Genomic DNA, 23,249 nt, shown 5'->3' with positions numbered 1-23,249 from the left:
GCTCGGCCGTCACGTCGCACCCGCATCATGGCGGTGCCCTTGCAGCAGTTTCCGGGTGTAATCGGTTGTTGGCGCGTTGAGCAAAGCATCGCGCTGGCCAATTTCCTGAAGGCGCCCCATCTGCAACACCGCCACCCGATGCGAGACTTTGCCGATCACCGCCAAATCATGGGAAATGAACAGGCAGGTCAGGCCGCGTTCCTTTTGAATGCGCAACAACAGATCAAGCACCCGCGCCTGAATGGTGACATCCAGCGCCGAGGTCACCTCGTCACAGATCAACAGCTCGGGTTCCGCCGCCAAGGCCCGGCACATGGCAATGCGTTGTTGCTGGCCACCCGAAAGCTGCCGGGCGCTCCGGTTCAAAATGTCCGACTCAAGCTCGACTTCCTTCAGCAATGCAATTGAATCTGCTCGCGCCTCTGCCGCGCTGCGCCCAAAGTAAAGCTGCCGGGGGCGGGCCAGGATTTCATTGACCTTTTGCGCAGGATTGAGCGAGGACAGCGGATCCTGAAACACCATCTGCACACGTCGGCGCATATCCTTGGACCGGTTGGCCGCCTTGCCTGCCAGCGGCTGTCCGTCAAATGTAATTCGACCGGAATGCCCGGAAACGATCCCCGCGACCAACCCGGCAAGGGTGGATTTCCCCGACCCGCTTTCGCCGACAATGCCCAGGGTTTCACCGGCGTTGATGTCCAGGGTGATGTCCTGCAATGCGGGGGGGCCGTTCGGGCCGCGCCGGAACAGACCGCCGGGGCGATGATAGGAAAAACTGACCGAGGTCGTCGCAAATCCGGCAGAGGCTGGCGCGGTGTGGGCCGGCCTTGACCCCGGCTTTGGCCCCTGTGGTTCGATACGTGGAATTGCGCGGATCAATTCCTGTGTATAGGCGGTGGCAGGGCGGGAATACACGCGGCTCAGCAGGCCTTGTTCCAAAATCTTGCCGTCTTTCATCACCGCAATCTTGCGGCACATCGCCCTGATCACGTTCAGATCGTGGCTGACATAGACCAGCGTCGCATTCAGTTCTTTCTGAAGCTCGGCAACAAGTTGCAGCACCTCCGCCTCGACCGTTTTGTCCAGCGCGGTTGTCGGTTCGTCCAGAACAATCAATTCGGGGCGGCCAATCAGGGCGGCGGCAATGACGACGCGCTGGCGCTGGCCGCCGGAAATCTCATGCGGATACCGCGCCAGCAATTTGTCCGGCTCTGGCAGGCCGGTGCGATCCATCAGCCATAGAATGCGTTTCCTGGCGGCGCTGTCGCGCAGGTCCGTGTGCAGGCGCACCAGCTCTGCCAGCTGGCGACCAATCGGCATATGTGGGGTCAAAGAGGACAGTGGATTTTGCGGCACCATCGCGGCCCGCCCGCCGCGAAACGCCCGCAACCCCGCAGGGTCAAGCCGCAGCACATCCGTATCACCCAGCCGCACCGTTCCCTTTGCAAACCGCGCGCCGGGGCGGGCATAGCCCAACAGCGACCGCGCCAGGGTGGATTTCCCCGACCCGCTTTCGCCAACAATGCCAAGCGTTTCACCGCGCAAGACCTGCAAACCGGCATCGCGGACCGCGTGAACCTCGGTCCCGAGATCCGTGCTATAGGTCACGTCGAGGCCGGAAATGTGGATATGGGGCGTCATCATGGGTTTGTGTCCGTTTCGCTGACACCGTATGCGCGGGCAAGCCCGTCCACGGCGAAGTTGATACCGATCACCAGCGACGACAGCCCGATGGCCGGCGCGATGAGGAACCAGGGATCGGTAAAGATCACGGTCATCGCCTCTTGCACCATCAGGCCCCAATCGGGTGTGGGTTGGCTGATCCCGAGGCCAAGAAAGGACAGCGCCGAAATCTTCAGCACCGCGGAGGAACATCGGATCGCCAGTTCGACCGCCAGCAATCCGGTCAGATTGGGGGCCAATTCCCGGAACAGAATGCGCGCCAGGCTTTCGCCGCGCAATTCGGCGGCCCGTATGAAATCCTGCGCCGCCAGACCAACGGTGCGGGCGCGGATCACGCGCACGACGCCGGGCGTATAGACAATGGCCACAACAATCGAAAGCGACCAGATTTCCTTGCCAAAGGTCAGGACCAGCACCGCGATCAGCAACAGTTCCGGCACCGCCATGACCGCATCGGTCAGACGCATGACCAGATCATCCAGCCACCCGCCGCGATACCCGGCAAAAAGCCCCAGCACCGCGCCGGTGACGACGGCGGCGAACACGCCCAGCAAGGACACCAAAAGCGCGATCCGCCCGCCCGACATCAGCCGCGAAAGATAATCACGCCCGATCTGATCCGTGCCCAGCCAATGGGCACCCGATGGCGGCGTCAACCCGGTCGTCAGAATGGCGGAGACGGAATAGGGCGCGATCACCGGCGCAAAAAGCGCAAGAAGCAGGTGAAACGACACCAGCACCAGACCGATCACCGTCATCGGCGATCGCAGCGCCCGGCGCAACGGCAGCGGCAGGCGGCGCGCCTTGGCCGGCGGTGCGGCGGGGGGGCGAAATTGGGCGAAAGTGTCACTTGTCATGTGTCATTCTCCGGGCGCGAGGGTCAAGCGCAAGCACCGCAATATCGGCCAGCAGGTTGCCGGCAATGACCGCAAAGGCCGCCAGAAAGGTGATGGCCTGAACGGTCGGGACTTCGCGTTGGGAAATGGCGCGGATCAGCTCAAGCCCGATGCCGGGAAATTTGAAAACCGCTTCGATCACGACCACGCCCGACACGATCCCGGCCACGAATTGTGCGGTGCCGTTCAGCATGGGAACCAGCGCCACCGGCAGCGCATGGACCAGAACCAAGCGCCATTCCGGCACGCCGGACAGGCGGGCACGCTCGATAAATTCGCTTCGCAGGGTTTCCTGCATCCCGGCGCGCAGCAACCGGAACTGATATGCAACGCCGGATACGATCAGCGCCATCACCGGCAAGACCGAGACCGACAGGATTTGCCAGGCCGGGGCGGTTTCCGGGATCAACAAGATTGCAGGCGCCAGGCCAAGCTGAAGCGCAAATACGATGATGAATATATTGGCGACAACGAAATCGGGCATCGAGTAGGAAAACAATGTGACGCCGGAAATGATGCCGTCGCGCCGTCCTCCGGGTTTCAACGCCGCCACGGCCCCCAATGCGATGGCAACCAGCGGGGTGACAATCACCGCAATCGACGCCATGAGCAGCGAATTGATGATCGGATGCCAGATATAGCCGATCACGGGTTCGCGGGTCAGGATCGTCGTGCCGAAATCAAAGGTCACCAAATTGACAAACATTTCCCCGAACCGGACCAGCGCCGGGCGATCCAGCCCAAGCTCTGCGCGCATTCGGTCGAAATCTTCGTCGGTATAATAGATGCGTTCATCCTGGGGGATTGTGGCCTCCAGCGCATCACCGGGCAGGACTTCGGTTCCAATGAACACGATGCCCGCAACCAAAAGCAAAATGACGCCGGACAGTGCCAAACGGCGCAAGACCATCGAAAAAATCGGGTTCATCAGCCAAACTCACCTTTTGGTGCCCCCGCCACGGATCAGACTGCGGCGGGGGCAATGTCGTTAAGAAGATTTGCTGTCGATCCAGATGTATTCAAAGCGGCTGGACCAGTTCTGGCTGTGGCTGCGCGCGTTCATCACATTGGGGGCATGGGCCACCATGTTGCGGCGACCACCCAGCATGATGCCCGGCACTTCTTCCTGCAGGATCCGCTGGGCGTCCTGGTACATTTTCAACCGTTCCTGTTCATCCTGAACACCAACCGCTGTATTGACCAGACGGGAATATTCGTCGGCCCCCGGTCCGGTCCAATCGGTGTTTTCCTCGCGGGTGTAATCCGCGCGGCTGAGGTTGATGAACGGGTTGCGCGGGCCGACGAGATTGCGGTGCGGACGGCCATAAGGCGCGTTCACGGCGTCGACATAGGGGCTGAAACCGTCACAGGGGCGTTCTTCGAAAACGATCTCGATGCCGACTTCGGCCAGGCTTTCCGCCACGATGGGATAGATCCGCGGCTCTTCCGGGAAGTTCGGGCAAAAGGCGATGGCAGGCAATTTCACGCCGTCGCTGTAACCGGCCTCTGCCAGCAGCGCGCGGGCCTGTGCCACATCGCGTTCGACCGGGCGGGCCACAAATTCGGCGTTGACCCCGGACATGTGAGAGTCATTGCCGGTCCAGCCGCTGGCATCGCCATAGACGATTTCGTTGATCTTGGTGCGGTCAATCGCCAGCGACATCGCTTTGCGGACGTTTTGATCGTTCCATGGGAAATCAAGGTTTTTCGGCAGGTTGAGATAGAACTGGTCACCGGCTGCGGAGCGGTGGATTTGCGCGCCGGCATCTTCGAACTGTTCGATCTGGCCGGGGTCGATGTTCCAGACTGCATTCAACTGGCCCGCACGAAAGCCATTGATTGCCGCATTGGCATGGGTGATCACGCCCTGCAATTCGTCCAGAAACGGACCTTGCTCGCCCCAGTAGTTTTCGTTGCGCACAGCGCGGAACTGGCGGGCATTGTCGATTTCAACCAGTTTGAACGGCCCGGTGCCGATCCCGTCATACCCAATTTGATCGACGTCGGCATTGGCCTTCATGATGACGGCGCGATATTCGGCCAGCGCATAAGGGAATTCGGCGTTGGGTTGCACAAGATGGAACCGTAGGGCGTATTTGCCCAGCTTTTCGGTCTTGGCCACATTGGCGCGCAGCAATCCAACACCACCGCCCATATGCAGGTTCATCGAGGCGACAACGTCATCTGCGGTCATCTCGGTGCCATCATGAAACATGACACCTTCGCGCAGGGTGGCGTCCCAGGTATCCATCTTGTCATTGGCCACCAGCGACGCGGCAAGTTCCAGCTGGACGTTGAAATCTTCGTCGACCCAGGTCAGCGCGTTCCAGACCGAACGGGTCAGCAGATCAAGCCAGTAATAGGGATGCGTGCCGCGGTTGGACTGGCCAAGCGCCCAGTTGGGATAAGTCTGGCCATAGACAAGCTTGCCACCGGTTTGCGGCGTTTGATTTGCCAGAATTTTGCTGATGGCGTCAGGCGTGTCAGCAAAAGCCTTGGATGGATCGAGCAAGTGCGACAGGCCAATGACCGTGGCCCCGGCAGAAACCTGGGCAAGAAAGCGGCGGCGGGATACCGAATGCATTTTGAAACTCCATGTTCGAATGCGGGAATACTGCAGCCTGAGTGCAGCCCGCTTATGAAGCTTCGGTAACAACGAAACTGATGCGCCGCCGCTTTCACAAAAGCTTCGCGCACAGTCCGCTACTGTGTGGCGAAGTGATTTCAGGCGCGCAAATCAACCGGACAGAGGCACCAAATGCAGGCCGATGTAGACTGGAAAGAGCTGGCCGCAACATTACGCGACGCCATTACATCCGGCGATCTGGCGCCGGGGGCGGCCCTGCCGTCGCTTTCTGATCTGGCGGTGAAACACGGTGTCACCCGCCATACGGCGCGCAAGGCGATCAGCCATCTTCGCGACACGGGCCATGTTCTCAGCTGGCAGGGCCGTGGCAGTTTCGTGGCCGAGACATCTGTGTCTTATTACATCGGCTCTCGTACCCGGTTCAGAATCAACCTGAACCGTGCGGGCCGCGACAGCGGGACACAATTGCTGGATACTGGCCGCGTGCGTGCGCCCGACTTTGTCGTCAAAGGATTGCGGCTGCGCAGCGGGGCGACGGCCCTGCGGGCGACGCTGCTCAGGGAAATCGAAGACCGGCCTGCGATGTTTGCCCGCCATTATTACGACCCGGCGCGGTTCGAGGGCATTCTGGATCTGCTGTTGGCGGGCCATGGCGTGACCGAGGCGCTGGCGGCCTATGGGATCAAGGATTTCACCCGCAGCGAAACAATCATTTCGACCCGGTTGCCCCGCCCCACCGAGGCGATCGAACTGGACATCGCAGCGACCCAGCCGGTTTTGGTCACGCGCGGCATCAATGTCGACAGGCAAGGCCATGAAATAGAAGTGTCCGAGGCCGTCAGCCGCGGCGACAAGGTATTGTTGGTGGTGTGACGCTGTGCGGTTCCCCCAATCGCGCCTAGCCCACACAATCGCGCCCAGCTCACACAATCGAGCACTGTGCGGGAAGTTTTTTTGACAATCCCGCTTTTGCGCACGGCTGTCATATCCCTGCCATTGCTCATGACCTAAGCGAAATCCGTCACAGAGCAGGAGCAGGTTTATGCTGGACAGTTTTCAGGCCGCCGGTCGATTTTTCAAAGGCAACATTCACGGGCATTCCAATCGGTCCGACGGTGCGTTGGACCCAGAGGAAGTCTGCCGCAGATACCGCGCTGCGGGGTATGATTTCATCGCGTTGACCGATCACTTCCTGCCTGCCTTTGATTTTCCGATCACCGAAACAGAGGCCTTTCGCACGGCTGATTTCACCACGATTCTGGGGGCTGAAATTCATGCCCCTGTCACCCGGGCAGGCGAAATCTGGCATATTCTGGCGGTTGGCCTGCCTGCGGATTTTGAACAAACCGCGCCCGACGAAACCGGGCCAGAGCTTGCCCGCCGTGCGGCCAGGGCCGGGGCCTTTGTCGCCATCGCCCATCCGCAATGGTATCAACTGACGGTGCAGGACGGGCTTGATCTTGATGTGGCGCACGCAATCGAGATGTATAACCATACAAGCCTTGTGAATGCGGACCGGGGCGACGGAACAGAGCTGTGTGATGCATTGCTGTCCGCCGGAAAACGTCTGGGCTGCATTGCGGTCGACGACAGCCATTGGAAGGTCGACGATGCCTTTGGCGGTTGGGTGATGGTGAAATCCGAAGAAAACACACCAGATGCGTTGCTGGCCGCTTTGAAGGCCGGGCATTACTATGCCAGCCAAGGGCCAGAGATCCTGGATGTCACCCGCGAAGATGATGAAATCATTGTGCAATGTTCGGGTGCCAAATCGGTCATGCTGTTGGGGCAGGCATCGCGCGGCGCCGCCGTACATGGCACGGATTTGACCCAGACGCGGCTGCCATTGGAAAGGTTCAAAGACAGCTGGTGCCGGCTTGTCGTGGTCGATCATGCCGGGCGACGCGCCTGGTCCAACCCTCTTTGGCTCTAAGCTGAGAGGGGGCCGTCCACCGACGGCGTGCGGCCCTGCCTTTGCCTGATGAGGGCCCGCCATCGGCCCGCGATCTGCATCGCAATCCATGCCTGTTTGGAATTCTTTCGGACAACAGGGTGCCTCGTCATGGGGCACCCGGTTGTCAAAACGCCCAATCTGGATTCTCTGGCGGCGCGGGGCACGGTGTTTTCCAACGCCTATTGCACCAGCCCGATCTGCATGCCGTCGCGCGGCTTTTGCCACCGGGCAATATCCGCATCAGACCGGCTGTTATTGCAATGCGCCGCCCCGGAAATATTGCCCGCGTCATAGACCGCCAGAAAGAGTTTCAGCGCCTTTATGTCCATGTATTCCGCCCCGAAATGTTTTTTGCCATCATCCGCCTGAATTGGAATGCCAGTGGCGTCCAGAAACAGGGAGCGGGGGCCAAGGCGCTAGGTCGTGCCGCGCTGCAGGATTTCAAATGACACCTGGCGCGACTGTCCGCCGCCTTCGGTTTGCAGGCGTTGAACAATTTCTTCGGCCGCGAGCTTGCCGATTTCATATCGCGGAACCCGCACGGTACTGAGCGGCGGATTGACCCGCGCTGAAATATCAGAGTCGTGCAGCCCCATAAGCGCCAGATCATCGGGATAACGCAGCCCCAGCGTCGCACCATGCAGATGCGCGCCGACCGCCAGCGTATCGCCATTGAAAAAGATTGCATCCGGGCGGCGATCCGATTGCCACAATTGAACCAGCGCCTCGGCCCCGCCCGCCAGCGTTGGCGCGACCCAAAGGGTGCGCGCGGCGGCGCCCAACCCCGCGGTCTCCATCGCGTTGACATAGCCGTTCTGACGTTCCTGCGCCCTGCCGCGCGCCTCTGGCGACACAAAGGCAATATCGCGATAGCCGCGCGAAATCAGGTATTTGGTGGCCTGAAAGCTTAGATCGCTGTTGGAAAATCCGACATAAAGATCCAGCGGCTCCTCTGGCACATCCCAGATTTCGACCACGGCAATGCCGGTATTTTTCAACAGCTTGCGCGCGGCGGGGCTGTGGGCCTTGCCGGTCAGCACCAGCGCGTCGATCTGACGGCCGACAAAGGCGCGCATCAGCTCTTCTTCGCGGTTGGTATCGTAATGCGAAATGCCCATCAGCATTTCCAATCCGCTTTGCGACAACCTGTCTGACAGACCCTGCACCGTGGCGGAAAAGATCGAATCTTCCAGCGTCGGCACGATCAAACCCACAACCCCCGACCGCGAAGTGACAAGACTGCGTGCAATCGCATTCACCACATAGCCGACATCGGCGGCGGCGGTCAGAACCTTTTCGCGGGTCTTGTCGCGTACACGGTGCGGTTCGTTCAGGGCACGCCAGGCGGTAATGAACGAAACCCCGGCGGCATCAGCAACTTCCTGAAGGCGGCGTTTTGGGGCCATGTGCGTTCATCTTTCAAAAGACACCGGCACCATACCGGCGGGGGTGGAGGAATGCGATATCGCCAGTCAGAGCACAGTATATGCATACCTGACCGGCCCATCAAAACCCGACACATACAGCGATGTACCTGAATTTCCGGGTCTTAGATCAGGATGCAAGTTGGTCTTCAATCCCTACTTGACGACTCGTTTGATAAACGATTATCAACGCAGCGTCAACGTTTTGCCAAACGATTATCATTTGCCAAACGATCACCAAAAGAGGCCGGCAAATCGGCACGCGAAAGGGAATGCATTTTGGAAATCCACCAGATAGCCAAGGCCACGGTTGAAAATATCGTGGTCAGCAACAAGACGATTTGGCGCCATGTTGTGCTGGAAACCGACAGCGGCCTGACCGGCATTGGCGAGGCCAGTCTTGATGGCGCGTCGGCGGGTTTTGATGATGCGCTGCTTGGGGCGGCGCGGGCCCTGTGCGGGCGGCGGGTGGATGACGCGATCTTGACGCCGCTGGCGGTTTTGCTGGATCACGGTCTGGAACAACGCACCATTCATTCCGCATTGGATCAGGCGGTCTGTGATCTGTCGGCGAAAATCGCCGGGGTGACGGTTGCGGCACTTCTGGGCCAGCCGGCCGGCGCGGGGGCGATCCCGCTTTATGCCAATATCAACCGCACCAGCGTCGACCGCCACCCTGACGCCATTGCAAAAAATGCCGCCCTTGCCGCTAAAGAGGGGTTTGTCGGGATCAAGCTGGCGGCCTTTGACGGGCTTTCCCCCGAACTCTGCGGCACACCCGCCGGAGAGGATCTGATTGCCGCCGGTCTGGCCCGGTTGCGCGCGATGGCGGCGGCGGCCCCGGGGGCCGAAATCATGGTGGATTGTCACTGGCGTTTTCAAACCGCGACGGCGCTGGATCTGATCCCGACATTGGCCGAAATCGGTGTGACCTGGTTTGAATGCCCGCTGCCCGAAACCGCCGACCAGATTGAAAACCTGCGCAGCCTGCGTGCGGCGGCAAATGGCCATGGAATGCGGCTGTGCGGGTTGGAAACCCATGGCGATTGGGATGATGTCGCGCCCTTTGTGACCGCCGGGGCCTATGACGTGATCATGCCCGATGTGAAACATGCCGGCGGCCTGCGCACAATTGCCGAGATCGCCCGCCGCGCAGCCGCCCATGATGTGGCCGTGTCGCTGCATAATCCGTCGGGGCCGGTGGCCCACGCCGCCAGCCTGCAAACCGCGACGGCGATCGGCGGGGCAGAGCGATTGGAACATCAATGGCACGAAAGTGACATGTTCTTTTCCATCACCAACCCCGCCCCGGTGATCCGAAACGGCCAAGCCATTGCAAATGACCTTCCCGGTCTGGGCACGGCCCTGAAAACGGCGGTGAAGAAAGAAACACTTGTCGCGGATAGCAGCCAATGACACTTGATGCGTTTTATCAGGGGCTGATGCTGGTCCTGCAATGGCCGGTTTTTGGATACCTCTTGCTGGGGGTTGGTCTGGGGATCTGGCTTGGCGCGGTGCCGGGGTTGGGCGGGCCGCTGGGCATCGTGTTGATCCTGCCGTTCACCTACAACATGGAAATGATGTCGGCCTTTGCCATTCTGCTGGGCATTTTTGCGGTCACATCGACGTCGGACACAATTGCCTCGGTCATGTTGGGCATTCCCGGCACGGCGGCGTCCCAGGCCACGGTGCTGGACGGTCATCCATTGGCAAAACAGGGCCAGGCGGCCCGTGCGCTTGGCGCGGCTTTTACCGTGTCGGCCTTTGGCGGTGTTTTTGGCGCGCTGATGCTGGCGGTATCACTGCCGATTGCCCTGCCGATCATCATGCGGTTCAACAATCCAGAACTGTTTGCGCTGGGATGTCTGGGGCTGGTCATGGTTGGCTCGCTCAGCGGCAAATCCCTGACCAAGGGGCTGGCGGCGGCGGCCTTTGGCCTGTTGTTGTCGTCCGTTGGCTATGCCGCAGATGCCGCCATTCCACGTTATTGGATGGGCGCGCCCTATTTATTGGAAAGTCTGCCGCTGATCCCGGTTGTCCTGGGCATTTTCGCCCTGCCAGAGCTGATTGATCTGGCGGTAAGGGACACGGCCATCGCCCAGACCAAGCCGGAAACCGGTGGTTGGCGGATGCTGCTGCGCGGGATCAAGGACGCGGGGCGAAACTGGTGGCTGGCGCTGCGCTGTTCGGCGATTGGTGTCTATATCGGCATGATCCCCGGCATTGGCGGCGCGGTGGTCGACTGGATCGCCTATTCCCACGCATTGCAATCGGCCAAGGACACCAGCCAATTCGGCAAGGGTGACATTCGCGGCGTCATCGCGCCCGAGGCCGCAAACAACGCGGTGCGGGGCGGATCGCTGATCCCGACTGTGGCCTTTGGTGTGCCGGGCAGTGCGATGAATGCGCTGCTGCTGAGTGCGCTGTTGATCCAGGGTTTGCAACCGGGCACCCAGATGCTGACCACGGAATTGCCGGTCACCTTTGCATTGGTCTGGGATATTGCGCTGGCCAATATTGCCGCTGCCGGGCTGTTGATGCTGTTGGCTGGCCCGATCGCGCGGCTGTCCTTTATCTCTGGCCATCTGATTGTGCCGGGTGTGCTGGTGTTTGTGTTCATGGGCGCATGGCTGACCACTGCCGATCTGGGCGATTGGGCTGTCCTGCTGGTCTTTGGCGTGCTGGGGTATCTGATGAAGCTTGGCGATTGGCCGCGCCCGCCGGTGGTGCTGGCCTTTATCCTTGGCGGGATGATGGAAAATTCCTTCCTGCTGAGCTGGAAAATTCATCAGGGGCTGGGGTGGCTTGATCGGCCGATTGTCATGGTGCTGTTTGGATTTATCGCTCTGGCGCTTCTGTTGTCGGCACGACGCGCCCGCAAACAAAAGACTGCGGCGGCGCTGGCCAATATTGCCAATGCCGACACCAACGCAGCAGAGCCCGATGCGGAGAACAACAAGCTGGTGTCGATCCTTGTCGGCGGCATTTTGGTGGCGACCTTTGTGGCCACCCTGATCCCGACGCTTGGCTGGCCGACGCTGGTGGCGGCCTTTCCGTTGATCGCCATCGTGCCCGGCGTCGGGCTAAGTCTTGCGGCGCTGGCCGGCGATCTTCGCCCGCGTCCGAATTTCGCCGCCCTGATCCATCAGACGATGGGCGCGCGGGACATACGGCGCGCATTGATCCTGTTGGGATATTGCATCGCCATGGTCTGTGTCGCTTTGGTGCTGGGCCAGAAGATCGCGATTGTCGCTTTGGTGGTGATCTATCTGCGGCGCTGGGGGGGATATGGCTGGCGGATTTCGACGGTGTATGGCTTTGCCGCCTGGGTCGTGCTGGTCGGATTTTTCGACCGGGTGGTGCATGTCTTCTGGATGCAGCCCCTGATCGCACCTGCGGCGCGGGCCATGCTGCCCGATGCCTTTCCCCTGTGGATGTTCCTTTAACGAAAACAACCGCCCGGTGATTTCGGGCGCTGTCACGACTGACCAAAAATGAGGAGGAGACTATTATGAAACGACGTACAATGATGACTGCACTGGCAGCATCGACCATCGGTCTGGCCGGATTGGCCGCACCGGCCTGGGCGGATGATTATTTCGAGGGCAAGACAATTACATTTGTGCTGTCCGTGGCCGCCGGCAGCGGCGCCGATGTACATGGCCGTTTGACCGCGCGCTATCTGGAAAAACACATTCCCGGCAATCCGACGGTGATCATCAACAACAAACCCGGTGGCAAAGGTGCGATTGCGCTGAACTTCATCTATGAAAAGGCCCCGCGTGACGGCACGGCCTATTTCTACGGTGAATGGAATCCCTCTGCGGTGATGGACGAAGCCCCGGGCATCCGCTATGTGCCTGAAAACATGGGCGTTGTCGGGTCGTCTGGCGCGGATCTGTCGCTTGTGGTGCGCAAGGATGCGGTGCCCACGACGGCGGATCTCAAGACGGCGGAAATCATTGTCGGTGGGCGTGGCGGCACCAATGCGATTGAAATCCTCGGCAATCTGGGGCTGAAAACCCTTGGGGTGAATTTCCGTTATGTCGGCGGTTTTGGTGGCTTTGGCAAAATCCAGGCCGCGATCAAACCGGGCGAGGTACAGGCCGGTCATGCCGGTCTTCCGGGGTATGCCAAATTCTTTGGGGACAAGGATTCGGTGGCTTGGCCCGCCTATTATCACCAGCAATTCGATCTGGACGGATCACCGCTGCCCAAGACCCCCGGCGCATATCCCGACGACACCAAGAGCCTTTATGAGGTGCACCAGGAGCTACATGGCACCGAACCATCGGGGAAATGGTGGGACGCTTATCAGTGGTATCAAAACAACCTGATGGCCGCGACAACCGCCGTCCTTGCGCCGCCTGAAGTGCCGGAAGAGGTGCTTGCGATCATGCAGCAGGCCTATCAGGATGTGGCAAAAGACCCGGAATTCCTGAAGGAATATGAGGCCTCGATTGGTGTGCCGCCGCCCTTCAACGCGACGGAAAAGACCAAGGCGATCTTGCAGGAGTTCCGCAATATCCCCGACGATATTGCCGCAACTGTGAGCGAGATTTCCGGGCTGTAAGCCAGGGATTTGAAACAGGTGGGGCCGATGGGTCGGCCCCGCCAATCGCGGTTTCGGGCTGAAATTCTGTCAGAAACCTGCGGCCAGTCATGGCAAGTACGGGCCTTGGATAATCTGCGGATCCATCATCCGCGGCGACCAGTCACCAGATATCGGCTGGTGCGACCTTGCGCTGGCCGATGGTCGGGCGCGGATCGGCCGGAACAATGTCCGGTGTCGCATCTTCATATGTTGCCAGCTGTGCCAACAACCGCCGCCGCATTTCGGCGGCCACATCCACATGGGATGCACAGCCAATCAGATTTTCCAGCTCATAGGGATCATGCGCGAGGTCATAAAGCTCGGTCTCGTGATAGGTCGATGCCCGCGCCTGTGGCTCTGTTCCTTCCGGGGCGGACACCGCGTATTTCCACCGCCCGGTGCGCAGGGCACGCGCGGTCTGGCTTTCGCTGATTTGGATCATCAGATCCTTGCGCCACGCGGTCTTGGGCGCGCTTAGCAGCGGCAGGATGGATCGGCCCTGCATGTCGTTCGGCACGTTCAATCCCGCGGCCTCCAACAGGGTTGGCGCGATGTCGAGGATCGACATCATGCCGCGCACCTGACCGCCGCCATCAAACCCCGCGCCGGTGGCCATCATCGGCACCCGGATGGAGGCCTCATGACAGGACCGTTTGTATTCGCCGTTGCGGGTTTTGAAATGACAGCCGTGATCGGACAGAAAGAACACGATTGTATTGTCGATCTGACCCGAACTTTTCAACGCATCCATCAACCGGCCCAGCGCATCGTCCAGCCGTTTGACCATGCCGTAATAGCCTTTGAGCTGTTGATGCGCAGTGCCGCCCAGTGATGCCAGATCCGGCGGGGTCCAGACCGGGGGACAGGCCGCATCCCAACCATCGGGCGCGGGATAGGCATCGACGCTGTTTTGGTGATGCGGCTCCAGAAACGACATGGTGAGGAAAAACGGCCTGTCACGTGGGTCAGTCACATAGCGGATTGCCTCATCCGTCATCGCATCCACGCGATAGCCGGGCAGGCGGCATTCCTGGCCGTCCTCGTCAAACAACACGGTGTCATAGGCGTCTGACACGAACTCCAGAAGGTTCGCGCCGCGCCAGAAGTCATGACCACCCCGTTGATGTGCGGGCACCGGTTCGGCCCCGGCCAGATGCCATTTACCGATATATCCGGTGTCATAGCCGCCCTGTTTGAAACATTGCGCCATGGTGACGGCATCCTCTGGCAGGGGGCGACCATTGCACCAGCATCCGGTTTCGGTTGGGTATTTCGATGTTTGCAGCGCCGACCGCGCCGGGCCGCATACCGGTTGGACGGTGAACGCATTGGCGAAATGCGTGCCCGCCCGTGCCAAGCGGTCAAAATGGGGCGTCAGCCCCATCGGGTTGCCATGCACGCCGGTGGTATCGAACCGCTGTTGGTCGGTGAAAAACAGGATCACATTGGGTTTGGTCATATTGTCCTCGTGAAATCGGCCCGGAAAAATCGGTCCAGATTAATTGGGGCGCTCAAAGCATCTGGGTCATGTCGGCCGATCAAAACGCGGCCTTGATCAATGCGCGGGTGTATTCGGTCTGCGGGCGTTCCAGCACGTCGCGACAGGGGCCCTGTTCCACCACTTTGCCGTCTTTCATGACAATCACATCATGGCAGAGCGCGCGCACGACCTTGAGGTCATGACTGATGAAAATGTAGCTCAGGCGGTATTTGTTCTGCAATTCGCGCAGAAGGTCGATGATCTGGGCCTGGACCGACAGGTCCAGCGCCGATGTCGGCTCGTCCAGCAAAATGAATTCCGGCTTCAGCACCAGCACACGCGCGATGGCAATCCGCTGGCGTTGGCCGCCGGAAAATTCATGCGGAAACCGGTTATAGCAATTGGGGTCAAGCCCGACTTCGTCCAACACATCGCGCACCATTTTCAGCCGCGTGCGGGCGTTGCCGATGCCATGTACCACCAATCCCTCTTCGACAATGCTGCGCACCGACATGCGCGGATTGAGGCTGGCAAAGGGGTCCTGGAACACCGCCTGCATCTGCGGCCGCAGGGCGCGCATGTCATTGCGGCTTAACCCGTCAATGCGCTGGCCTTTCCATTCGACCTCGCCCTTGGTTTCGGTCATCAGGCGCAACAGCGATTTGCCCAATGTCGATTTGCCCGACCCGGATTCTCCAACCACCCCAACCGTATGACCACGTTTCAGGGTCAGCGACACATCGTTCACCGCCGTCAGCGTCATCCGCTTGCGGGTAAAGGCACCGCCCCAGACAATGTTGAAATCCACTCTAAGGTCACGCCCCTCCAGCATGGTTTCGCTGTCCTCGGGCAGGGGCAGGGGGTTGCCGGCAGGTTCCGACGACAGCAGCCGCCGGGTATAGGCATGCTGCGGCGCGGTGAACACATCCTCGGTCTTGCCGGTTTCGACAATCGCGCCTTTTTCCATCACACAGACCCGGTCGCAGATATTGCGCACCACGCCCAGATCATGGGTGATGAAAATCATACCCATGCCGTGCCGGGTCTGAAGATCCTTGAGCAGGGCCAGGATCTCGGCCTGCACGGTCACATCCAGCGCGGTTGTCGGCTCATCCGCGATCAGCAATTCCGGGTTGTTGGCCAGCGCAATCGCGATCATCACCCGCTGGCGTTGCCCACCCGAGAGTTGATGCGGATATTGCCCGATACGCGCCTCGGGGTTGGGGATGCGCACCTCGGCCAGCAATTCACCGGCCCGCGCCAGCGCCGCTTTCTTTTTCATCCCCTGATGCAGCATCAGTGTTTCTGCGATCTGATTGCCGATGGTATAAAGCGGGTTGAGCGAGCTCATCGGTTCCTGAAACACCATGGAAATTCGCCCGCCCCGGATCAGGCGCATTTTCTCGGCCGGGATCTTGTCGATGCGATGGCCGAGCAGATGCACCTCGGAATGTTTGGCCAGCGTGGCGGTGGGGGCCAAAAGCCGCATGATGGCCCGTGCGGTCACCGATTTCCCGGACCCGGATTCCCCCACCAGACCAAGGGTTTCACCGGGGTCGATATGAAAGCTTGAATCGTGAACCGCGGCGAATTCACCATGGTCGAGCCGGAAATTGACGTTCAGATTGCGGACGTCTAGCAGCGGGGATGTGGTTTGATCCAACATGTCAGCCTCAATTCGAATAGGGGTCGATTGCATCGCGCAAACCGTCACCCAAAAGGTTGAACCCAAGAACCGATACAAGGATCGCCGAAACCGGCAACAGCATCCAAGGGTAAGAGCCGAGGTTCTGCAAATCCTTGGCGGCATTCAGAAGCAGGCCCCAGCTGACCAGCGGCGGTTGCACGCCAATGCCAAGGAACGACAGGAAACTTTCAACAAGGATGATCTGCGGGATCATCAGGGTGACCACAACAATCACATGGCTGAGGATATTGGGCAGCAGATGCTTGACCAGAATGCGCCGGTCCCGAGCCCCCAGCGCCACGGCGGCCATGACGTAATCCACCCGCCGCAGGGCCAATGTCTTGCCGCGCACCTCACGCGACAGGCCGGCCCATTTCAGCAAGGACAGGATCAGCGCCAGCAGGAAAAACACCGTATAAGGCCCGGCATTGCGCGGCAGGATCGCCACGAGTGCGAGGTAGAATGGCAGCTCCGGCAGGGCCAGCACGAATTCGGTGATCCGTTGCAACACATTATCGACCCAGCCGGAAAAGAACCCCGACATCAACCCGATTGCCGTGCCGATGAACACGCTGGCCGTCACCACAAGCGCCGCCATCGCCAGCGTCAACCGCGCCCCGATCAGCGTTCGGCTCAACATGTCCCGACCAAGAGAGTCGGTGCCAAGCACATGCATCGGACACGCCGGATCAGGTGCCAAAAGATGCCGGTCAAACTGCATGCCCAGCATCGAATAGTTCCAGCCTTTGCCAAGAAACCGGAACTGGCACAGCCGACTGGTGTCGGCGGCGAAGGTGGTCTCGAACGTTTCATTGTCAAAGGTTTCCACATAGGGATGCACGAATGGCACCAGATGCAGACCGTCTTCTGCGCTCAGGAAATGCGGGATCTGTGGCGGCATATAGAAATGCGCGCTGTCACGTTTGGCGGGGTCATAAGGCGCAAAGAATTCGGCAAAAATGGCAACAATTGCCAGGCCAAGGACAATCGCCGCACCAAACAACGCCGGGCGACGCCGCCGAAACCTGCGCCATATCAGCCGCATCGGGCTTTCGGGGGCGGTTGTGATGCCCGGTGCCGGGGCGGTTGCCGTGGCCTCGGCCAGGTCAGGGCCGGATGTCAGAATATTATCTTGCATGGGTCTCGGTCCTGTCAGCTATAGCGAATGCGGGGATCAAGAACGGCCAGCGCCAGATCAGCCAGAAGATTGCCGATCAACAGCACCGCCGAAAGGATCAGCAGGGTTGAGGACACGATGTTCACGTCCTGCTGGGTCAGCGCGGAATACATCAGCGGTCCCAGCGTCGGGATCGACAGGATGATGGCCACCTCCAGCTCGCCGGTCAGCATGTATGGCAGGATCACGCCCTGATGCATGATCAACGGATGCAATGCGTTTGGCACGGCATGTTTGACGATGACGGTGCGTTCTTTCAGCCCCTTGGCGCGGGCGGCCTCGATATACGGCTGGCGCAGGACATCCAGAAGATTGCCGCGCATCACCCGCGTGTTATAGGCCAGCCCGCCAACCGTGGCGATCAGGATCACCGGCCAGACATGTTTCAGAAAGTCCCAGATCTTGGCCCAGCTCATGTCGGCAAAGACATATTCCGGTGAATAAAGCGAGCCGATATAGGGCCAGCCCACCACAAAGGCGAGGTAATAGAGGATCACCAGCGCCATAAAGAACCGCGGCACGGTCATGCCGACAAAAGCAAGGGTCGAGGCGATGGTGTCGCCCAGCCGATGATGCTGTGCCGCCGCCAGAATACCCAAGGCCACCCCGATCAGCGTCGCCAGAAGATGACAGACAATCGCAATCGCCAATGTCCGTGGCAGACGTTCACCGATCAGCTCGGCCACCGGTTTGTTATAGGCAAATGACGGTCCCAGATCACCGGCAAAGACGATGTTGCCGATCCAGCGCACGTATTGCACCAGCACAGGTTGATCCAGGCCGTAACGCGCGCGCACCTGCGCGGCATAGGCTTCTGCGTCGCTTTCGTTCATGCCGCCCTGACTGATCGCCATGGCCTTGGCATAGCTGGCATAATCGCCTTCGGGCACTTGCAGGATCATGAAGCTGACGATGCTGACGGCAAACAGCAGACAGATCGCAGCAAAAATTCGTTTGATGATGTAGGTCGCCATGCGCACCTCCCCCTCTGTGGCGGGCGGCCCAAACACCGGGCCGCCGCCGTTGGATCAATCGACGCCGGGGATCACGCCGGGCTGAATCTCGGGCACGGCGCCCTGATCTTCCGGTCTGATCCAAAGCCGTTCCCGCATCGCGCCCTTTTCTGACCATTGATACATCAGCACCGGTGTGCCGGGCACAATGTTGCGGATACGCTTGTTCACGATCAGCGCAGCAGAGGCATTGATAAGACCGACGTGATAGACATTTTCGGTCATGATCCGGTTCAGATCGGAAAACAGCGCCACGCGCTTTTCGCTGTTGGTTTCAACCCGAAGCTGGTCGACCAAGGCGGCCAGATCATCCTCGAAATCGAGACGGATCTGGGGCGCATTCGGGGTGCCGCGATGCCAGGCCGGAACGTTGTGGGCAACCGGGGCAAAGTAGTCGAGATTGCCAATCGGCACCTGATAGCCGCGATCGCCACGGTCCAGCGCCATATCCCAGTCACAGCTGTCGCGCACCGGATCAAGCAGGGTTGGCACCGGACGGGGCAGGGCGCGGATACCGGCCTCGGCCAGCATGGTCATCACGCTGTCGGCCAGCGCGGCGTCGGTTGTGCGCTGTGTGCTATAGGCCAGCTCGATCTCCAGCGTGTTGCCCGCCAATGGCCCCTCGGTCCAGTCGAGCAGCCCATCGCCGTCGGTGTCCGCGAACCCCAGATCGGCCAGCAGCGCCGCGGTCGTTTCTGGCGCATAGGGGTAATAGGCAATCGCCGTCTCATTCAGCACGCCACTTTCGGTGTTGATCCCTCCGGCAAATGGCCGCGTCAGCGGACCACGCACCAAAGATTGGCCAAGCGCATCACGGTCGATTGCCTGGCTGACCGCCCGGCGGAACCGAAGATCGCGGTTCAGATCGCGAATGGTCTGGGTGTGGCTGTCATCCGGTCCACAGGTTTTTGACAGGTTCAGGTCCAGCCGCCAATGCATCGACCGTGGTCCCCAATAGATCGCATTGGTTGCGTCATCGCCTTGGGTCTTGCGGATTCCTTCCAGATAGATCGACGGGTTTTCCATGTTGGTCCAGTCGGCATTGCCCGCGAATGTCTGGATGTCGCGGTCTTCCCAGGTGGACAATCGCCACTGCACCTCGTTCAGATAAGGCAGCTGATTGCCGTCCTGATCCACCTTCCAGTAATAGGGGTTGCGGCGCGCCACCACATATTGGTCGGGCGCGTATTGTGTCACCGCCCATGCCCCCATCGTCACCCAAGGCACATCCGACGCCGGAAGCGCCTGGCCATAGTCGGCATAAGACGCGCCATCGGCATATTTTGGGTGATGTTTCTTCAGGATATGCGACGGGCCGGGGCAGAAGTTGATATAAGCCATCTTATAGATATTCGGCACCGGAAAGGCGTCGGTGAACGTGAACCGGATGGTGTAATTGTCCAGCTTTTCCAGCTGTGTGCCTGCGCCGAATGTGTCGCCGGTCACCCGTGCCGGAACCTGCGGGTCAAGCACATTATCCTGCCAGAAAAACATCACGTCTTCGGCGTCAAACGGATCGCCGTCCGACCATTTCGCCCCTTCCAGCAGATGCATGGTCAGCTGATGACCGTCTTCGGACCATTCCCAGGACGTGGCAAGATTGGGCAGCGGCTCGATCTTGTCCTGTGACAATTGCCACATTGGCCCGGTCGAGACGAGGCATTCCTGCGTCGTCATCGTCATGCCGCCCCATCCCTGATGCAATCCAGCGTTCCAGTTCCAGCCCTCGGGCCGCCCGCCGGTCACATGGCGCAGCACACTGCCATAAACCCCGGTTCCATCCGGCGTGACCGACATGTCCAGAACCAGCGGCTTTGCAGGCAGACGATCGGCCACCGGCGGCAATTTCCCGGCCGCAACGGCGGCGGCGACAAAATCGGGTTCAGAGTAACTCTCAAGCGCCCGCACCGAGATCAGTTGATCATATGGAACGGTTTTCAGATCCCCGGTGGGCAAGGCCCGCGCTTCGGGCAATTTGGTTGGGCCGGTTTTGGTTGGGTCTGTCATGTCCTGCGCGGCCAATGGCGCCGCCAGCGACAGCAATGCCATCACACAGACGGATGTCCTTGTGTTCATTTCGATATCCTCCCTATTTGATACAGTTTTTTCGCGACGCGCGGTTTCCCCTGACGCGCATCGCGGTGCTGTTATTCCTCGGTCGTGGCGCGGACCTTTTCGGCGGTCATGACGTTTTCGCCTTTTTCAGCGCGCAGTTCAGTCACGCTGCGGGTCTGTTTGCGCGCCGCCCCGGCCCAGCTGCGGGTGGCCACGGTGGATTTGGCAAGCCGCGCCTTGGCGCCGTCGATCTCATGCGCGAACTGCGGCAGCCATTCGGCCTGGGCCACCAGCATCTCGTCGGTCATCTGCCAGATTTCTTCCGGGTTACACACCGCGCCCACCAGCGGATCGTGCAACATCGCCAGCCGCAGCAGATCCAGATCGCCGGTCACAGCCGCCTGCATCCCCATGCGCTGCACATCAACCGAGGCCTGACAGGTCGCCGCACAGCCCAGCGGCAGGGTCACGCCCTCGGCCATGTTGACGCCGAATTCATCGACGAAACCGGGGCTTTCGATGATGCAATCGTCCGGCAGATTGGTGATCACACCGCCGTTCTTGACGTTGAAATGCCCGCGATAGACCGGCCCGCCTTCCAGCGCCTCAAGGATATGACTGCAATGTTCATCAGAGCGTTTGTGATCCCCCAGCGGCTTGCCCGCCTCGGCCAGGAATTTCGGAAAATCCTCTTCGAACCAATTGCGCCGCTCAGAGCAAACCCGAAGATAGCCGCCGGTTTCGCCGTTGATCCATTCGCTGGTGTCGATCCAGCGATTGATCTCGTCCGGACGCTTGCGATACCACGGCAGATATTCCGACAGATGGCCGTTGGATTCCGTCGAATAGAACCCGAACCGTTTCAGCACATCAATGCGCACTTTTTCGGTCTGGCTGTATTCCGGGTGGGCCTCAAACGCGGCGATCAGCTCTTCCTGGCTGATTTGACGCCCTTTGAACCGAATATCGGTGTACCAGGTCTGGTGGTTGATCCCGGTGCAGAACACTTCGACATCGCTATGGTGGTCCGCCCCCAGCGCATTGGCGATCTGACGCCAGCCGTTTTGCACGCCGTGACACAGGCCAAGGGTATTTTTGACCCCACCATGATCAATCGCCGCCCAGGTGTTCATCGCCATCGGGTTGGCATAGTTCAGGAACCAGGCACCGGGTTCCGCGACATCCCTGATATCGGCACAGAAATCCAGGATCTGCGGGATGGACCGTTGGGCATACATCAACCCGCCTGCGCAAATCGTATCGCCAACACATTGGTCGATGCCGTATTTCAGCGGGATTTCAATGTCATGGCGGAATGCCTCCAACCCGCCGATGCGAACGCAATTGACGATATACCGCGCGCCTTCCAATGCCTGACGGCGATCAATCGATTGCGTCACCTTGGCCGGCAGGCCGTTTGCCTCGATATCCTTGCGCAGCAATTGGGCCACCATATCAAGGTTCTTGGCGTTGATGTCGTGCAACGCAAGTTCGACCCCCTGGAACATTTCGACCTTCAACAGGTCACGCACAAGCTTGCGGGTAAAACCGACGCTTCCGGCGCCAATGAACGCGATTTTCATCACGACTTCTCCGATCATTTTCTTGGTCTTTTTGTACTGTAAGGCTGGACAAGAGGGCGCGACGAGAGGAAATTCAAACTATGGCTGGTACTTTTGACCCATTTTCAGAGCCGCGCCGCGAACCGTTCTCACGGATGCTTCTTTTTCCGCGCGGGCCCTTGCGGCTATACGTTATGCCCACAAGCGTAGGCTATGATCGTCAACATGGCGAACCCTATGATTATCCGGGCAAGGACCGCGGCCCGGGCGAGTTCGTGCTGTTCCAATATACGTTGTCGGGGGCCGGGCGGCTTACCTTTGAAGACCGACAGATGTCGGTGCCGCCGGGCACGGCAATGGTGCTGCGGATGCCGCATGATCACCGCTATTATCTGGAACCGGGGGAGGATTGGGAATTCTTCTGGATCTGCATTTCAGGACGCGAGGCCGTGCGCATCTGGAACGCGATCATTGCGGCGCATGGGCCGTTGATTGAACCGGGGTCCGCCACCGCGCGCCGGATCGCGGCCATCGTCGGAGAGCTGTCCAATCGGGACAAGGATTCGCCCGCGCATTGTTCCGCATTGGCGTATGAGGTCTGTATGATCCTGGCCGAGGATTTTCTGGAATACGGCTCGGCCTTTCGCTCGCGGCGGCGGGTCGATGCGGTGCGCAACGTGATCGACTATGCGCGGGAAAACATCCACCGCCCGCTGTCGATTGACGAATTGGCCGAACGGGCAGGTTATTCCCGCAGCCATTTCACACGCGTGTTCGAGCAATCTGAAGGCACGTCGCCAGCCCGTTTCATGCTGGAATTGCGCCTGCGCGCGGCACAGGCGCAATTGGAAACCGGCGGCAAGACGGTCAAACAGGTGGCTTATGACTGTGGGTTTCAGGACCCCAGCTATTTCGCGAAAACCTTTCGTCGGGTTTATGGCATTGCGCCATCGGAATTGTCGGACGGCATCCTTGCCTCGTCGCTGGCGGCGCGGCTTGTTGACGAATGATCAGGTCGCATCGGGCACGCCGGGGCCGTCTTGTCAATTTTGGCAAGGTACGTGTTGCAACCAAGTTGAAATGTCACCGGGTTTGCAAAGCAGAAGTGTCACCGTGGGGCCTGGAAGCAAAGCCTGA

General features: G+C 59.9%; 18 protein-coding genes and 1 pseudogene. 7 read left to right on the top strand and 12 right to left on the bottom strand.

Features of this window, described 5'->3' with window-relative positions; translation table 11 throughout:
- Window positions 1–9: 9 nt before the first annotated feature.
- From Q4577_RS19690 to Q4577_RS19675, 4 genes are read right to left on the bottom strand one after another with little or no spacing between them, the layout of a single operon-like run.
- Entirely contained in the window at window positions 10–1,644 is a 1,635-nt protein-coding gene (locus Q4577_RS19690) for an ABC transporter ATP-binding protein (RefSeq protein ID WP_303472144.1), read from the bottom strand.
- A complete protein-coding gene (locus Q4577_RS19685; RefSeq protein ID WP_303472141.1) occupies window positions 1,641–2,540 on the bottom strand; it encodes an ABC transporter permease in 900 nt (299 codons plus the stop codon). The genes Q4577_RS19690 and Q4577_RS19685 overlap by 4 nt, the downstream gene beginning before the upstream one ends.
- Entirely contained in the window at window positions 2,530–3,507 is a 978-nt protein-coding gene (locus Q4577_RS19680; protein WP_303472138.1) for an ABC transporter permease, read from the bottom strand. Before Q4577_RS19680 ends, Q4577_RS19685 begins: the two co-directional genes overlap by 11 nt.
- 60 nt (window positions 3,508–3,567) lie before the next feature.
- The gene (locus tag Q4577_RS19675) at window positions 3,568–5,163 is read right to left on the bottom strand and encodes an ABC transporter substrate-binding protein (RefSeq protein WP_303472137.1); all 1,596 of its coding nucleotides are present in this window, start codon (window positions 5,161–5,163) and stop codon (window positions 3,568–3,570) included.
- A gap of 174 nt (window positions 5,164–5,337) precedes the next feature.
- Here Q4577_RS19675 and Q4577_RS19670 point away from each other — a divergent pair, with 174 nt between their 5' ends.
- The 3 genes and pseudogenes from Q4577_RS19670 to Q4577_RS23745 form a co-directional block, all read left to right on the top strand.
- Window positions 5,338–6,039 carry a GntR family transcriptional regulator gene (locus Q4577_RS19670; RefSeq protein WP_303472135.1) on the top strand — a complete coding sequence of 234 codons (702 nt, stop codon included), beginning with the start codon at window positions 5,338–5,340 and terminating at the stop codon, window positions 6,037–6,039.
- Between the two features lie 169 nt (window positions 6,040–6,208).
- Window positions 6,209–7,099, top strand: a complete 891-nt coding sequence (locus Q4577_RS19665; RefSeq protein WP_303472133.1) for a CehA/McbA family metallohydrolase — start codon at window positions 6,209–6,211, stop codon at window positions 7,097–7,099.
- Between the two features lie 48 nt (window positions 7,100–7,147).
- Window positions 7,148–7,279 (top strand): annotated as a pseudogene (locus tag Q4577_RS23745) (hypothetical protein); the annotation flags it as partial.
- Window positions 7,280–7,299: 20 nt separating this feature from the next.
- Here Q4577_RS23745 and Q4577_RS19655 read toward each other — a convergent pair.
- Both Q4577_RS19655 and Q4577_RS19650 read right to left on the bottom strand, forming a co-directional pair.
- On the bottom strand, window positions 7,300–7,449 hold the full coding sequence (locus Q4577_RS19655) for a LysR family transcriptional regulator (protein ID WP_303472190.1): 150 nt from the start codon (window positions 7,447–7,449) through the stop codon (window positions 7,300–7,302).
- Window positions 7,450–7,536: 87 nt separating this feature from the next.
- The gene (locus tag Q4577_RS19650) at window positions 7,537–8,526 is read right to left on the bottom strand and encodes a LacI family DNA-binding transcriptional regulator (RefSeq protein WP_303472131.1); all 990 of its coding nucleotides are present in this window, start codon (window positions 8,524–8,526) and stop codon (window positions 7,537–7,539) included.
- Between the two features lie 297 nt (window positions 8,527–8,823).
- On the opposite strand from Q4577_RS19650, the gene Q4577_RS19645 reads away from it, so the two are divergent.
- From Q4577_RS19645 to Q4577_RS19635, 3 genes are all read left to right on the top strand, one after another.
- Window positions 8,824–9,960, top strand: a complete 1,137-nt coding sequence (locus Q4577_RS19645) for an enolase C-terminal domain-like protein (protein ID WP_303472129.1) — start codon at window positions 8,824–8,826, stop codon at window positions 9,958–9,960.
- Window positions 9,957–11,990: a tripartite tricarboxylate transporter permease gene (locus tag Q4577_RS19640; protein WP_303472127.1), complete on the top strand. Its 2,034-nt coding sequence runs from the start codon at window positions 9,957–9,959 to the stop codon at window positions 11,988–11,990. Before Q4577_RS19645 ends, Q4577_RS19640 begins: the two co-directional genes overlap by 4 nt.
- A 65-nt stretch (window positions 11,991–12,055) precedes the next feature.
- Window positions 12,056–13,117, top strand: a complete 1,062-nt coding sequence (locus tag Q4577_RS19635) for a hypothetical protein (RefSeq protein ID WP_303472125.1) — start codon at window positions 12,056–12,058, stop codon at window positions 13,115–13,117.
- A 142-nt stretch (window positions 13,118–13,259) separates the two neighbouring features.
- On the opposite strand, the gene Q4577_RS19630 is transcribed toward Q4577_RS19635, so the two are convergent.
- The 6 genes from Q4577_RS19630 to Q4577_RS19605 all read right to left on the bottom strand — a co-directional run bounded on the left by Q4577_RS19630 (window position 13,260) and on the right by Q4577_RS19605 (window position 22,133).
- Window positions 13,260–14,597, bottom strand: coding sequence for a sulfatase-like hydrolase/transferase (locus Q4577_RS19630; protein WP_303472123.1), 1,338 nt, complete (start codon window positions 14,595–14,597; stop codon window positions 13,260–13,262).
- Window positions 14,598–14,676: 79 nt separating this feature from the next.
- Window positions 14,677–16,284 carry an ABC transporter ATP-binding protein gene (locus Q4577_RS19625; RefSeq protein WP_303472121.1) on the bottom strand — a complete coding sequence of 536 codons (1,608 nt, stop codon included), beginning with the start codon at window positions 16,282–16,284 and terminating at the stop codon, window positions 14,677–14,679.
- Between the two features lie 7 nt (window positions 16,285–16,291).
- Complete coding sequence (locus Q4577_RS19620; RefSeq protein WP_303472119.1) at window positions 16,292–17,443, bottom strand: ABC transporter permease; 1,152 nt, start codon at window positions 17,441–17,443, stop codon at window positions 16,292–16,294.
- Between the two features lie 14 nt (window positions 17,444–17,457).
- On the bottom strand, window positions 17,458–18,456 hold the full coding sequence (locus Q4577_RS19615; protein WP_244691255.1) for an ABC transporter permease: 999 nt from the start codon (window positions 18,454–18,456) through the stop codon (window positions 17,458–17,460).
- Between the two features lie 54 nt (window positions 18,457–18,510).
- On the bottom strand, window positions 18,511–20,571 hold the full coding sequence (locus tag Q4577_RS19610; protein ID WP_303472115.1) for an ABC transporter substrate-binding protein: 2,061 nt from the start codon (window positions 20,569–20,571) through the stop codon (window positions 18,511–18,513).
- A 71-nt stretch (window positions 20,572–20,642) separates the two neighbouring features.
- The gene (locus tag Q4577_RS19605) at window positions 20,643–22,133 is read right to left on the bottom strand and encodes an alpha-glucosidase/alpha-galactosidase (protein WP_244691257.1); all 1,491 of its coding nucleotides are present in this window, start codon (window positions 22,131–22,133) and stop codon (window positions 20,643–20,645) included.
- Between the two features lie 173 nt (window positions 22,134–22,306).
- Between Q4577_RS19605 and Q4577_RS19600 the strand changes: the two genes are divergently transcribed.
- On the top strand, window positions 22,307–23,122 hold the full coding sequence (locus Q4577_RS19600) for an AraC family transcriptional regulator (RefSeq protein WP_303472113.1): 816 nt from the start codon (window positions 22,307–22,309) through the stop codon (window positions 23,120–23,122).
- Window positions 23,123–23,249: the final 127 nt, after the last annotated feature.

It is taken from the genome of Marinovum sp. 2_MG-2023, assembly GCF_030548265.1.
Taxonomy (GTDB): domain Bacteria; phylum Pseudomonadota; class Alphaproteobacteria; order Rhodobacterales; family Rhodobacteraceae; genus Marinovum.
This window is presented reverse-complemented; position numbering and strand designations above follow the sequence as displayed.